Here is a 14,384-nt window from a genome sequence, read left to right as displayed (position 1 = left end):
ACTCACCTGCCCTTCGAAGGTCGTGGCGATGCGCTCGTCGGCGATCCGCCACGGATCTGCACCATGGTCGCCCGGATGCCACGCCGCACCCTGGGCAACGTCAACAAACCGACGCAACCGGCGGCCAGTACGGCCAGCGCCACCGCCAGGCCGACGATGCCCCGGCCGCCGGCCAACACGCCGACCGTCGCGGCAGCGCCCACCGCGCCGAACGTGAGGAGTGCGGCCCGCACCATCGACGGGTCCGCCAACGGCTGCCCGACCACGATGCGGGCACAGGTCACGGCCATCAGGTTCTCCGTGACGATGCCCGCCGCCCAGGCGCACGCCGCGCCGGTGGCACCGTGGGCGGGGATCAACACCAGACCGAGGGAGACGGTGACCGTGAGCCCGGCCACGGTCGCCGCGAGGTGCAGCCCGCTGCGTCCGCTCATCAGCAGCAGACTCTGTACGTTGCCCACCCCCGTGTTCACGAGCATGGCCAGCGCGAGCACGGTCATCGCGGTGGCGCCGCTGGCGAACCCCGATCCGAAGAGTTCGAGGAACCCCGCGCCGAAGATGGCCAGCAGCAGATACACCGGCCAGGACAGCACCAACGCCCAGGTGGTCAACTGCCGGTGCAGGGCCGCGGCCGCGTCCGGGCGGTCCTGTCCGAACAGCCGGGACAGCTGCGGCGACACCGCCACCCGCAGCCCCTGCATGGCGAGTTGACCGGCCAGGATGTACCGGCTCACCGCGCCGAAGACACCGGCCTCGGCTGCCCCGGCGAGCACGGTGGTGAGCAGTACGCCGACCCAGACCGCGCCGGCGTCGATCGCCGCCGAGGCGGCCCGGGGCAGCGCGAACCGCCAGAACGAGCCCCACTCGTCGCGTCGGGCCCGTAGCCGCGCTCCCCGGCCGAGCCCCAACGGACCAGCGACCAGCAGGAACGCCACCACCATGGCCAGTAGCGCGGGCACCAGCCAGCCGATGATGCCGGCCAGCAGTCCACCGCCGACCAACGCGGCCGCACCGACCAGCAGCGGCCGCGCGGTGGGCAGCAGGACCGACTGCACGGCAACGTAGGCCCGCATCGACCGTACGCTGCGCAGCACGGCGAACAGCAGGGTCATCGCCACCACCACCGGTACGGCGGCGAAGCTGACGGTGAGCAGGGCAGCCCCGCCGGCGTCCGACCCGTCCAACAGCCGACGGGCGAGGGGGTCGGCCGTGAGGACCCCGACGACCGCGACGGCGAACGCGGCCGCCAGCGGCGGAATCAACGCGACCGGCAGCATCCGCGCCGCGTCGCCCTGCGGGCCGGGTCGACGGCGCGGAAGACTCCAGATCAGTCCGGTCTCGGCGCCCAGTACGCACACCGCGGCAGCCACCGTCACCACACCGATCGCGGCGAAGAAGACACCGGAACCCTCGGTGCCGTAGCCACGGGTGATGACGACCACCAGGACGAAACCCATGAGTCCGTTGACGGCGGCGCCGAACAGCCCGGCCACCCCACTGCGGGCGCCCCGGCGGGCCTCGGTCGCCGCGCTGTCGGACGCCGACTCGGCCGGCGCAGCCGCCGCCACCGGACGAACAGGAAAGCTCATGTCGGCCCTCCACTGCGCCGCTCGCCACGCTCGCTCATGTCGCCGCCTCCGGGCGCGGGGGTGGGTGGGGCAGGACCGGACCGCTCGGTCGGGCATCGCGCTCCACCAGGGACATGGTGAGGGCGATGGCGAAGAAGGCCACGGCGAGGTTCGGGCTCGCCATGCCGTAGAACGGCATCTGGACAATGCACACCACCGGCACCACCGCGAGCCACTGCCCCGCCGGCGACGTGGCCCGCGCGCAGATCACCGCCGCGAGCGCGAACCAGGCGAGGAAGAACAGCAGCGCCGGTACGCCATGACAGAACAGCACCATCCACAACTGGCCTTGGGTGCCGACCGGCACGGGCGCGCTGATCGTGTCGACGGTGGCCGGGGCGCCGTAACCGAGCCAGGGCGACTCCGCCACCCGCCGCAGCACCTCCCCGTAGAGGGCGAACCGGTCGCTGTTGGTGTCGCTGGACTCGACCCGGTTGCCGATCAGCTCGGCGACCGGGATGAACAGGGTGGCGAGTCCACCGATGAGCAGCACGCCGACCACGGAGGCGCCGACCCGGATGTTGCCCCGGCGGGCGGCGCGCAACCCGAGCACCAGCAGGCCGGCGCCGAGGCTGACGAACATCGTCCGGTTCAGGGTGAGGAAGGCCGGCGCCAGCGACAACGGCAGCGACGCGATCAACACCCAGCGCAGCAGGCCACGGCGGCGCAGCATGATGAAGGCCACCACGCAGGGCAGCGTCATCGCGTACGCGCTGCCGTAGTTGTTGGTGTACGGGAAGGGGGCCGACGGCCGGTAGATGGGGTTGAGCGAGCGGACACTGAACTCGCTCGCCGTGATCCGCACCAGGTCCTGGATGTAGGAGTTGCCGGCGATACCGCCCGGCAGGAGCATCTCCATCGGCGTGCTGAGCGTGAACCGGGGTGCCAGCACCCCCAGCCAGCCGAGCACGACCAGCCCGATCCAGAACAGGCACAGTGGTACGAGCAACGACGACAGGTCCGCGCGTTGCCGCGCCACGGCGTACACGTACACGCCGACCACCAGGGCGGTCACGTAGAAGCCGAGCCGCAGGCCGAAGGCGAGCAGCGAGCCGACCGAGGCCAGTTGGGTGGCGCTGACCACGACGAGCGCCAGGAACAGCAGCCACAGTCCGGTGCCCGGCGGCAGCGGCACCCGGCCCCGGACGAGCAGCAACGCCAGCAGCACCGCACCCAGCAGCGACCAGCCCAGATAGAACGCCCCGGCCAGCCACCAGATCGGGACCAGCCCGAACATCACCACCAACGGCCACACCGGCAGCCGGGGCAGCGTCGGCGCCGCCAGCCGGGCACCCGGCACCGGGTGCTTGCCGGCCGGCTCGTCGACTGTCGGCGGGCTGAGGGTGGGCACCCTCAGCCCCGGCCGCTGCGGGTCAACACGAATCCCAGCGGCGCCACTCCGGCGGCCCGCAGTCGCTCCGCCAGCCGGCGCAGATCGTCCTGCCGGGTCCGGTCCTGCTCGACCACCACGACCGCGGTGCCCTGCCGGGCGGCGGCCACGCCACGCTCGTCGGCCTCGGCGGGCGGCGCGTTGAACAGGACCAGCCCCTGTGCGGCCCGCTGCCGCCAGGTGCCGAAGCGGACCCCGCCCGCCCCCACCGTCACCTCGTCGGCCTGCTCGGCGACCGGGCTCTTTCCGCTCGCCGGGCCACCGCCCATCCGCGGCAACATCATCGTCGCCTCCGGATCGGTCGCCCCACGGGCAGCACCCGGAGGCAACATCATCGTCGCCTCCGGGTCGGTCGCCACCCGGGCAGCGCCCGGATGCGGGGAGGGACGACGTACCGTGATCTGCTGGGTCACGTCGTCAACCGAACCGGAACCGTCCGGGCGCGGCTTGGGGATGGTCGGCCGGCCCGGGTTCACCGCCGCGGGCAGCCGACCCCGGTCCGTCATCACCGTCGCGCGCAACCGCTCCAACCGGCCACTGTCGTCGGCCACGTAGACGTCCCGGCCGGTGGCCGCCAGCGCCACCGCCAGACCGGCGGTGAGCACGGTCTGGTCCTCCCGCGTGGTCAGCAGCGCCACCCGAGCGGGCTCGCGTACCCGCTCCGCGATGGCCATCGCCACGTAGCGGATGTCGGCGTCCACCGGCTTGCGCCGGCCGCGCAGCCCTCGGCCCCGGACGGTGCCGAGCAGCGGCAGGCCGGTGGCGTCCCGCCCGTCGTCGACCGAGCGGATCCGCCGGTCCATCGACTCCCAGGCAAAGGCCAGCACGATCCCGAACAGGACACCGCCGAGCACCCCGGCCGCCACGTAGAGCGAACCGCGTCCGGCCGAGGAGACCAGGGCACGTTCGGCGCTGCGGGTGACCCAGCCCGGGTTGACGTCGACCGCGGCGATCTCGGTCCGGGCGGAGTTGAGCTGGGTGAGCTGGTTGTTCACCCCGGACAGCTCGGCCACCGCGGCGTCACGCGCCCCGTCCCGGGCGTTGGCCACCCGCCGTTGCAGGGCCGCCTGCTGCGCGGCGACCTTCTCGATGCTCTCGTCGTACGAACGCAGCATCTCCTCCCGCTGCCGCTCGTACATGGCCCGGCGAACCTCCAGGTACGACTGGGCGGCCAGGTTCGCACCGTGCACCGCCGAGTCGGCCGAGTCCGCCTTGTAGGTGAACCGCAGGATCTGCCCGCCGGCGGGCACCTCCACCTCCAGGGCGTCCCGCACGTCGCGCGGGTCCCGGACGCCGGCATCGGCCAGCCGGCTGATGACGTCGGTGCCGGTGGCGATGCCGCTCTCCACGTTCATGTTCACCGCGCGGTCGGCGGCCGCGCCGCTGGGCGTGAAGGCGTCGGTGACCACCGGGCGGACCGCCACCACCGCGCTCGCGGTGACCGCACCCGGAACCAGCAAGACGTACCCGAGTGCCGCCGCCAGGCCCAGCACCGACACGGCGGCCACCAGTCGGATCCGGTGCAGCGGGACCCGCAACAGGTCGGTCAGCGTGACCGTACGAGCCGCCATCGTTCCGCCGCCGGACCAACCGCCGGGCTGTGCATCAGTCATGAAACGCCACCGTCGCTACGTTGTCGAAAGGGAACATCGCGGGTGCAGGAGACCGCGGACAGCTCCGCCCGACGCGCGGGCCGGCGACGGGAATCCGCCACCGGCCCGACCTGAACAAATTACCGACCTTTTGCTACCTCGGGTACACCCTCACTGCACCGACTCACTGCACCGAGAAGAACATCCTGGACGTCGACCAGGACGGTCCTACCCCGGCAGTGGCGACCACCGTGCTCGCCGCGCCGCTGACCGCGGGCGTGGCCAGCGGGTCGAACGCCACGCTACGCAGGCTGCCGTCGGTGTGCCCGTACACGATCTTGCCATCGACCCAGGCCATCCCGCGCACCGCCGACCAGGTGACGCCGGTGGTCGGCAGCGTGAACTCGGTGGCACCGAGGTAGTTGCCGTCCACCTCGAAGTAGCGGTAGTAGAGCCCGTTGGCGCCGGTACGGGTGTAGTACAGGCGACCGTCCAGGAAGAACGCCCCGGTCATGTTCGCCGGGTTGTACCAGTCGTTGTAGCCGGAGGACTCCCACGGCGCCCCGATCGCGCCACCGTTGAACATCGAGATGTCCAGTCGGCTGCCGGTGGGGGTGCCCACGACGGTACGCGACCAGTAGATCCGGTCACTCACCCGCCAGGTCGCGCCGGCCCCGGTGTAGTTGGGCTGGCTGACCGTGGTCGGCGTGCCGAGGCTGGTGCCGTCGAACGGCACCTTCTCCAACTCACCCGCGACGGCACCGAGGTAGAGGAAGCCGGAGCCCGCCGTCGGAGGGTTGCGTGGAGTGATCGTCCGGCCGCCGGCGACCGGGAACATGCCGAGCCGGCCGTGGTACTCGTTGGCCATGCCGTCGGAGTTGTGCCCGAAGTAGAGACCGTTGCTGCCCCGCCAGATCACCGGCACCTGCGAGCCCCAGTTGCTGGCCCCCGAGGGCAGGGCGTTGCCGCCCCGGCGACCGGGGTTCCAGTTGACCGGCATGCCGGTGGCCGGCGTGACCGCGGCGATGCCGAGCCGGTCGATCGCCCCCGCACCGGCCGCGTCGTGCGCGTTCGGGTTGTTCAACCAGCGGAAGTGCCCGCCGAGATAGATGATGTTGTCGGCCACCTCGACCGAGGTGATCGTGTCGTTGCCGGTCCAGTTGATCCAGGTGCCCAGCTGGTTGGCACCCCGATCCGCGGTCTCGAAACGCACCAACGCGTCACAGTAGGCGGCCGGCCAGCCGGAGCCGCCGTTGGTGCCGACGACGAACCAGCTGCCGTCGCCACCGAAGCGCACGTCCTGCACGTAGTGCACGAAGGTGGCCGGTGCCGCGCACGGCGGCACGAACTTCTCCGTACTCCAGTCGAGCACGCTCGGGGTGCCGGTGAGGTCGATCAGCGCCATCTGGTTACGGGGCAACTCGTCCACGTACATGAAGTTGCCGCCGACGACCATGGTCTTGCCGTCCGGCGTGACATCGATGGCCCAGGCGTACGAACCGGTGCCGTGCCGACCGACGGTGGCGTTGACGTTGAAGGTCGGGTCGATCGCGCCGGTGGTGGCGTTGAGCCGGGCGAGCCCGGAATGCGCCGTGCCGTTGATCCAGTTGAACGCGCCGGCCAGGTAGAGGTGGTTCTGGTGCAGCACCATGTCGCGGATCATTCCGCCGTCGGAGCGGCCGACCCAGCTGTCGATGATCATGCCGGTGGCGGGGTCGAGCGCGACCAGGTTCCGGCGGGCCACCCCGTTGACGTTCCTGAACGCCCCACCGACGATGAGCGTGCCACCCGGGCCGGCGATGAGCGCGTTGACCGCACCGTCGAGCACCGGCACGAACGCGGTGTTGATGGTGCCGGTGGTCCGGTTGTACGAGAACAGGTAACGCTGGGTGATCCACGCGGCGGTGGCGGTCTGCCGGATCTGGGTGAAGCTGCCCCCCACGAACACGGTGTCGCCCACCTCGGCGAAGGCGCGGGCCTCGCCGTCGCGGGCGTGCGGGGTCTCGTCGACCGGGTTCGCCGACACCACGGTGCCTGGCTCGGGAACCGGCAGCACGGCCGCGTCGGCCGCGTTGGGCACGACCAGCACGGCCGCGACGGTAACCAGTGCGACAGCCGCGACCCGGACTCGACGTCTACGGGTTGGGCGCCACTGGAGAGAGATTATGGGCACGCTGCGCCTCCAGAGTGGACGGGATTGCGGGTAGCCTCTCGCGTCCACCCCGCAGGGCGATATCCGCCGATTGGGCGGTCGGCGCATCCGTTAGCGGACAACACCGACGGCGGTCGGATTGCCGACAGCCGACGGTGTGCCCCGAATCCGTGTCCGGTCTTCGGCTCAGCGGCTCCCTCCGGTGGGCTGCCGCAGGTAGCTGTCCCGCCCGGCGGCGGTGAACCCGGCCAGCGACGCCGCGTCGTGGTTCATCGTCATGTTGCAGGTCTTGGTCGTGGTCGTCACGCCCGGCGAGTTGAAGTAGATCGCCGCCTTGATCTTGGGATGGGCCTTCAACGCCGCTGGGAACTCCTCGAACCAGCGCCGCTTCGCGTTCGGATCGTTGACGTCGAAGTTCGTGCCGAACTCGGCCAGCATCCGCGGCTTGCCCGCGCCCAGACCCTTCTCGTCCAGCCAGCGGTAGAAGGAGCCGATCGTGGTACTCGGGCTCTTCCAGACCGTGCCGCCGTTGCAGACGTGGAAGTTGTACGGATCCCAGGCGACCCAGTCGACGTAACGGTCACCGGGGTAGAGCCCGGCGTACCGGTCGTAGTGGCCGGACCAGCCCATCATCGTCCAGACCCAGACCGCGTTGCGTACGTCGGCCGCGGTGAACCGGTCGTGCACGTACCGCCAGGCCCGGACGAAGTCGGCGTCGCTGCCCTTGGCCGGCTCGTCCTCCGGCTCGTGGTCGAAGCCGATGAAGACCGGCTGCCCGACGGCCCGGATCCGGCCGGCGACCGCGTCGATCGTCTCGTCGTACCGGCCACTGTAGACGTCCTTCCAGGTCAGGACGGTGCCGGAGGAGAAGACCCGGCTCTCCCAGGCGAAGAACATCAGCCGACCCTCGCGCATCTGTTCCTGCTGGAACGTGTCGGGGAAGGCACCGTTGCTGCCGGTGTTGGAGAAGTCGTGGTAGCGGTGCACGATGTCGAACTTCCGGCCCACCTGCGCTTCGACGTCGGTGACGGCCCGGCCGTGGTCCCAGGTCGCCGGGTTGGTCGGCGAATACATCCCCCACCAGGCGCCGCAGGACGGGACCAGCTTCTCCGACACCTTTCCGCACTTGCCCGAATCCGCTGGTGGTGGCGTCGCGCTCGGGCTCGGCCGGGCGGGCGTCGGGCTCGCGCTGGGCGAGGCGCTCGGCGAGACGGGGGCCCGCGTCGGTTCGGCGGTGGGCGGCAACGTGGCGCTCGGCGGGGCTGACGTCGGACCGGTACCCACGCTGTAGCTGATCACCAGGTTGGGGCGCACGTCCGCGTTGCGGTTCTCGGCCGAGGCCCAGTAGACGCGGGTGGCCAGGCCAGCCTGGGCCAGTGACACCGTCCAGATGCCGTTACCCGTCACCAGCCCGGAGACATCCCACTCGTTGAAACCCTTACCGACCCCGGTGACCGTGTCCAGGACCGTGCTGACCCGCTCCGGCGCCGGCCTGGACGCGGTGGCGTCGAGGGTGGACGCGTGCGCGGTCACCGTGGCGTTCAACGCCTGCCACGCGTGCACCCGCAGGGTCGCGCGAACGTTCGTCGCGTTCGCCGGCAGTGAGGTCACCAGAAAGGCGAGCACCGCGTCCCGGCCACCACGCGGATTTCCGTCACAGCGCGCCGGGCAGGTCGCCAGGGTCGTCTTGACGCTGTTGTCGCCGTCCTGCGCCACCATCGTGGCCGTGGTGTCGGCGACCACCGGGATGGCCAGGTTGTCGTCGGCGAGCAGGGGCACCATGGTCGCGGTCAGTCCGAGCACGACCGTGATGCCCAACGCGCCGAGGACCACGGCCTTGCGCCGGGGACCGGGGTGCCGGATGAGGCGATGCAGTCCACGCCTGGTCACGGAAACTCCTTGCGTCTACGGCGATGACGCTGAGCAGCGTATCGGTGTACACAACAGAGCGTGGGCATGACAGGGTCACCTAAGCGCGTCTTAAAGGTCACCTAAGCCATCGCTGCACCTCGCCCCTTCCCCGAAATAGATCATGGTGCGAATCCGCCCCTCCAGGGACAGTTCCGCACCAAGATCGCAGCGTGGGTCAGGTGGCGGCGGAGAGGGCGGCGGACATCGCGGCTCGGGGGGCGGGGATGCCGGTGAACTGCTCGAACTGGCCGACCGCCTGGGCCAGCAACAGGTCCAGGCCGGAGACGATCCGGCAGCCGGCCGCTCCGGCCGAGGCGGCAAGGGGGGTCGGCCACGGATCGTAGATCGCGTCGAAGACCACCGTGCCCGGTCGCCAGCGCACCGTGCCGGCCAACTCGTCGGCGGCGCCCTTGGGCACGGTGGAGATCAGCACGTCCGCTTCGGCCAGCGCCGCAGCGTCGGACCAGGGTGCGGCAGTCACGGTCAGGCCCAGGGTGTGTGCGACCGGTGCCAGCTCGGCGACCGCCGCCGGACGGCGGGCCACCACGGTCACGCCGGCCGCGTGCAGCCGGGCCGCAGCGGCCAGCGCCGCCCGCGCGGTGCCGCCGGCACCGAGCACCGTTACCGTCGCGCCTTCGCGTACGCCCGCCTCGGTCAGCACCTCGACCATCCCGGTGACGTCGGTGTTGTCGGCGTACCAGGAGCCGTCGGGGCGCCGTACCAGCGTGTTGGCCGCACCGACGGCGGCGGCGACCGGCGAGACCTCGGCGGCCACCACGAGCGCCGCCTCCTTGCCCGGCATGGTCACCGACAACCCGGCCCACTCCGGGCCCAGGCCGGCGACCAGATCCGGCAGCTCCGCCGCCGCGCACTCGATCCGGGTGTACGACCACCCGTCGAGTCCGGCGGCGGCGTAGCCGGCGTTGTGGATCACCGGCGAGAGCGAGTGCGCGATCGGCTTGCCCAGCACGGCCGCCCGCCGCGCGACCGCGCTCACAGGACGCCGTTCTCCTTGGCCTTCTCGATGTTCTTCAGGTGCTGGCTGTACTCCTTGGTGAAGGCGGAGTTGCCCTCCTTGTCGATCGCCACGAAGAACAACCAGTTCCCGGCCGGCGGGTCCATCGCACCCTCAAGGGCATCCTTGCCCGGGTTGTTGATCGGGGTGGGGATCATGCCGGGCAGCTTGCGATTGTACGGATTCTTCGGATTGTCGAGATCGCTCGGCGACATCTGGGCGGAGGTCTTGCCCTCCTGGCCGATCGACTCGAAGTAGTAGTTGACCGTGACGTCCATCTCCAGGCAACTACAGTCGAAGGTCTGCGAGTACACCCGGTTGTAGGCGACCCGGGCGACCTTGCCAAGATCCTTCTTCGTGCCGGCCTCGGCCTGGGCCAACGACGCGACGATCAGCGCCTCGTACGGACTGATGCCACCCCGCTCCTTCTGCACCCGGTCGGCGAACTCCATCTGCCCGGTGACGGTGAGGAAATGGTCGACCATCTGCTTGAGAATGGTCTCGGCGGTGGCGTTCGGCGGGATCTCGTAGGTGTCCGGGAAGAGGAAGCCCTCGATGGACTTCTTGGACTTCTTGCCGTCCTCCCGCTTGAACCACCAGTCCGGTACGCCGAGCCCCTCCGGGTCCTTCGCGGCTGCCTCGAACTCCTTGACCGGGATCTCGGTGTGCTCGCTGAGCAGCTTGAAGATGCTCTTGGCGGTGCGCCCCTCGGGGACGGTGAGCCCGTTGACGATCCGGTTGGCCGGGTCGAGCATCGCGGCCAGCGCCAACTCACCGCTCATCTGCTTGCGCAGCTTGTAGGTGCCGGGCTGGATGTTGCGGCTGCGGGAGTTGTCCTCGGCGGCCGTGAGGAACGCCTTGGTGCTCTTGATCACGTCGGCGTCGTAGAGCGCCACGGCCATGTCGGCCAGGAATGCGCCCTGCGGGATCTGCACCGTGACGTCCTCGGTGCCTCCGCCGTCGTAGTCGGGGGTGACGAAGTAGTTCTGGATCCGGTCGAAGCCGTAGAAGGCACCGCCGCCGATACCGCCGAGCAACATCAGGGCCAACAGCAGGGCCAGCACTGTCTTACCCCGGCCACCGCCGGATCGGCCATCTCGCCGGCGACCCCGACGGTGCTTGCCCTTGTCCCCCCGATCCTGCTCGTCGTGACCGAGGTCCAGCTCGTCAAACATCTACGTCCGCCTCCGCTGCGCTTCCAGCCAGCTCTGCAGAATCTCCACCGCGGCGGCCTGGTCGACCACCGCGCGTTGCCTCTTCCCCCGGACACCTCGTTCGGCAAGCCTACGACTCGCGACGACCGTGGACATCCTCTCGTCGGTCAGCGTCACCGGAACAGGCGCTATCACATCGGCCAGTTGACGAGCGTACGCCTTCGCGTGCTCGGCCGCGGGTCCATGCCGACCCGCGAGGTTGACCGGAAGGCCCACCACCACCTCGACCGCCTCGTGCTCGACGACCAGCGCCGCGAGTTCGACGATATCGCTCGGCACCGCATCTGACCTGGGATTCTGCTCCCGCGCGAGGGTACGAAGCGGGGTGGCCAGCACCCCGTGCGGGTCGGACCGGGCGACCCCGATCCGGACCTGACCGACGTCCACACCCAGCCGCACACCCCGGGACAGCGCCGTCACTGAACGTCACTCCTGTCGGGAGACACGTCAGGGCGGACCGCTCCGGTCCGCCCTGACATGCCGTGCCGGTAACTCACGCGTCGGCGACCGCCTTCTCGACCGTCAACAGCAGGTTCGGCAGCTCCGACTCGGGCAGCCCGCCGCCCTGGGCGAGATCCGGGCTGCCGCCCCCGCGTCCGGAGAACGCCGCCTTGACCAGGTCGCTGGCGGCGAGGCCCCGACTGCGGGCGGCCGGATTGACCGCCACCACCAGGGACGCCTTGCCGTTCGACCGAGCCGCCACCGCGACCACGCCCGGCCGGGCCGGATCGATCCGGCCGCGGATCTCCTGCGCGAGGGTGCGTACGTCGTTGCCGGCCGCGCCCTCGGGCGCCTCGATGCCGACGTAGGCGACCCCGCGCACGTCCTTGGCCTGGGCGGCGAACGCCGCCGCACCGCCGAGCACGAGCTGGGCGCGCAGCTTCTCCAGCTCCTTCTCGGCGTCCCGAAGCTGGGTGACGGTCTGCTCGACCCGGTCGGCGACCTGCTCGGACGGGACCCGGTACAGCTCGGCCAGACGGGACACCAGCAGGTGCTCGCGGGCCAGGAAATTGAACGCGTCCATGCCGACCAGCGCCTCGACCCGGCGTACGCCGGACCCGATGGACGACTCCGAGAGGATCTTGACGAGGCCGAGCTGCCCGGAACGGGACACGTGGGTGCCGCCGCACAGCTCACGGGCGTAGTCGCCGACCTCGACCACCCGGACCTGGTCGCCGTACTTCTCGCCGAACAACGCCATCGCGCCGATGCGGCGTGCCTCGTCCAGCGAGGTGACGAAGGCGTGCACCTCCAGGTCGGCCAGGAGCACCTCGTTGACCTGCTGCTCCACGTCCCGCAGCACGCTCGGCGCGACTCCGGTGGCGGTGTTGAAGTCGAACCGCAGCCGGCCCGGGGCGTTCAGCGAACCGGCCTGGGTGGCGGACTCACCGAGGAAGTTGCGCATGGTCTGGTGCACCAGGTGGGTCGCGGTGTGCGACCGGGAGATGGCCCGCCGCCGGCTGGTGTCGATCTCGGCGTAGCCGGTCTCCCCGGTACGCACCTCACCCCGGATCACCCGGGCCCGGTGCACGATCAGCCCCGGCACCGGCTGCTGCACGTCGAGCACCTCGACCTGCCCGCCACCCACCGTGATCATGCCGAGGTCCGGCTGCTGCCCACCGCCCTCGGCGTAGAACGGGGTGGTGTCGAGCACCAGCTCGATGGTGTCGCCCTCGACCGCCGCCGCCCGTGGACCGTCGGTGCCGAGCACCGCCCGCACCGTCGACTCGCGGGCCGTCTCGGTGTAACCGGTGAAGGTCACCGGCCCGCCGGCGTCGAGCACCGACCGGTACGCCGACAGGTCGGTGTGCCCGGTCTTGCGGGCCTGCGCGTCCGCCTTGGCCCGGGCCCGCTGGTCGGCCATCAGCCGGCGGAAGCCCTCCCGGTCGACGTCGAGCCCCTGCTCGGCGGCGATCTCCAGGGTCAGGTCGATCGGGAAGCCGTACGTGTCGTGCAGCTGGAACGCCTTGTCGCCGGAGAGCGCCGTGCCGCCCGCGGTACGGGTCTCGGAGATCGCGGTGTCCAGGATCGTGGTGCCGGCGCGCAGCGTGGCGAGGAAGGCGTCCTCCTCGGCGTACGCGTACGCGGAGATCCGCTCGAAGTCGGCGGCGAGTTCCGGGTACGACGGCGCCATGCAGTCCCGGGCCACCGGCAGCAACTCGGGCAACGCCCGCTCCTGCCAGCCGAGCAGTCGCACCGAACGGATCGCCCGGCGCATGATCCGGCGCAACACGTAGCCCCGGCCCTCGTTGGACGGGGCCACCCCGTCGCCGATGAGCATCAGCGCGGTCCGCACGTGGTCGGCGATCACCCGCAGCCGTACGTCGTCCGGGTGCGACTGGTTCGCCGCGTGGCCGGAGTGCACGCCGTACCGCTTGCCGGTCAGCTCGGCCGCCTTGGCCAGGATCGGCCGGACCTCGTCGATCTCGTAGAGGTTGTCGACGCCCTGCAGGATGGAGGCCATCCGCTCCAGGCCCATGCCGGTGTCGATGTTCTTCTTCGGCAGCTCACCGACGATCCGGAAGTGCTCCTTGCTGCGCACGTCCGCGATCTCGTACTGCATGAAGACGAGGTTCCAGAACTCCAGGTACCGGTCCTCGTCGACCTCCGGGCCACCTTCCAGGCCGTACTCCGGCCCACGGTCGTAGTACAACTCCGAGCAGGGTCCAGCCGGGCCGGGGATGCCCATCGACCAGAAGTTGTCCCTCTTGCCGCGACGCACGATCCGCTCCGCCGGCACCCCGGTCCGGCGCCAGATGTCGTACGCCTCGTCGTCGTCCAGGTAGACCGTCGCCCAGATGCGCTCCGGGTCCAGCCCGAAGCCGCCCGCCTCGACCGGCTTGGTGACCAGGTCCCAGGCGAACGGGATCGCCCCGTCCTTGAAGTAGTCACCGAAGGAGAAGTTGCCGTTCATCTGGAAGAACGTGCCGTGCCGGCTGGTCTTGCCGACCTCGTCGATGTCCGGCGTACGGATGCACTTCTGCACGCTCACCGCACGCGGGAACGGCGGCGTCTGCTGGCCCAGGAAGTAGGGGACGAACTGCACCATGCCGGCGTTGACGAACAGCAGGTTCGGGTCGCTGATGGCGGGCAGCGGAGCGGACGGCACCACGGCATGGCCGTTCGCCTCGAAGTGGGCGAGATACCGCCGCTTGATCTCCGCCGTCTTCATCGCTGGTGTTCCTCCGGAAAGATTTCTCGGTCACCGAACCGCGGGTCCTCCCGCAACTCGGCGAACTGGTCGTCGAACGCCTCGCCCTGGGCGAACGCCTCGTGGATCTCCTGCTCCCGCTCGGCCATCCCGGCGCGCACGTCCGCCACGAAGCTACGCAGTTCCTCGACCAGCCCGCCAGCGGATTGTGACAGGTTGTCGGCGATGCCGGCCGGGGTGTACGCGTGCGCGGCACGGGTCGCCTTGCGGACCACCACCACGCCGACGGCCAACCCGATACCCAGCCAGAACAGACGCCTCATGCTCGTAC

At 70.6% G+C, this 14,384-nt stretch carries 10 protein-coding genes; all 10 read right to left on the bottom strand.

Annotation, left to right across the window (positions count from 1 at the left end):
* Positions 1-2: 2 nt before the first annotated feature.
* Positions 3-1,589, bottom strand: a complete 1,587-nt coding sequence (locus E0H26_RS20420) for a lipopolysaccharide biosynthesis protein (RefSeq protein ID WP_131306086.1) — start codon at positions 1,587-1,589, stop codon at positions 3-5.
* Positions 1,590-1,623: 34 nt separating this feature from the next.
* The gene (locus E0H26_RS20415; protein WP_131306083.1) at positions 1,624-2,979 is read right to left on the bottom strand and encodes an O-antigen ligase family protein; all 1,356 of its coding nucleotides are present in this window, start codon (positions 2,977-2,979) and stop codon (positions 1,624-1,626) included.
* A 2-nt stretch (positions 2,980-2,981) separates the two neighbouring features.
* Complete coding sequence (locus tag E0H26_RS20410; protein ID WP_131306081.1) at positions 2,982-4,631, bottom strand: lipopolysaccharide biosynthesis protein; 1,650 nt, start codon at positions 4,629-4,631, stop codon at positions 2,982-2,984.
* A 163-nt stretch (positions 4,632-4,794) separates the two neighbouring features.
* Positions 4,795-6,774 carry a hypothetical protein gene (locus E0H26_RS20405; protein ID WP_240742283.1) on the bottom strand — a complete coding sequence of 660 codons (1,980 nt, stop codon included), beginning with the start codon at positions 6,772-6,774 and terminating at the stop codon, positions 4,795-4,797.
* Between the two features lie 174 nt (positions 6,775-6,948).
* Positions 6,949-8,652 (bottom strand): glycoside hydrolase, encoded by a 1,704-nt coding sequence (locus E0H26_RS20400; protein WP_131306075.1) that lies wholly within the window; start codon positions 8,650-8,652, stop codon positions 6,949-6,951.
* Between the two features lie 196 nt (positions 8,653-8,848).
* Positions 8,849-9,670 (bottom strand): shikimate dehydrogenase, encoded by an 822-nt coding sequence (locus E0H26_RS20395; protein ID WP_131306072.1) that lies wholly within the window; start codon positions 9,668-9,670, stop codon positions 8,849-8,851.
* Positions 9,667-10,863, bottom strand: a complete 1,197-nt coding sequence (mltG, locus tag E0H26_RS20390; protein WP_131306069.1) for an endolytic transglycosylase MltG — start codon at positions 10,861-10,863, stop codon at positions 9,667-9,669. The genes E0H26_RS20395 and mltG overlap by 4 nt, the downstream gene beginning before the upstream one ends.
* Positions 10,864-11,322 carry a Holliday junction resolvase RuvX gene (gene ruvX, locus E0H26_RS20385; protein ID WP_131306066.1) on the bottom strand — a complete coding sequence of 153 codons (459 nt, stop codon included), beginning with the start codon at positions 11,320-11,322 and terminating at the stop codon, positions 10,864-10,866.
* 73 nt (positions 11,323-11,395) lie between these two features.
* Positions 11,396-14,074, bottom strand: coding sequence for an alanine--tRNA ligase (alaS, locus tag E0H26_RS20380; RefSeq protein WP_131306063.1), 2,679 nt, complete (start codon positions 14,072-14,074; stop codon positions 11,396-11,398).
* Complete coding sequence (locus E0H26_RS20375; protein ID WP_131306060.1) at positions 14,071-14,376, bottom strand: hypothetical protein; 306 nt, start codon at positions 14,374-14,376, stop codon at positions 14,071-14,073. Before E0H26_RS20375 ends, alaS begins: the two co-directional genes overlap by 4 nt.
* Positions 14,377-14,384 lie beyond the last annotated feature (8 nt).

It is taken from the genome of Micromonospora zingiberis (genome assembly GCF_004331455.1).
GTDB lineage: Bacteria > Actinomycetota > Actinomycetes > Mycobacteriales > Micromonosporaceae > Micromonospora > Micromonospora zingiberis.
Note: the sequence above shows the minus strand (reverse complement) of the source record. Positions and strands in the feature narration are given on the sequence as shown.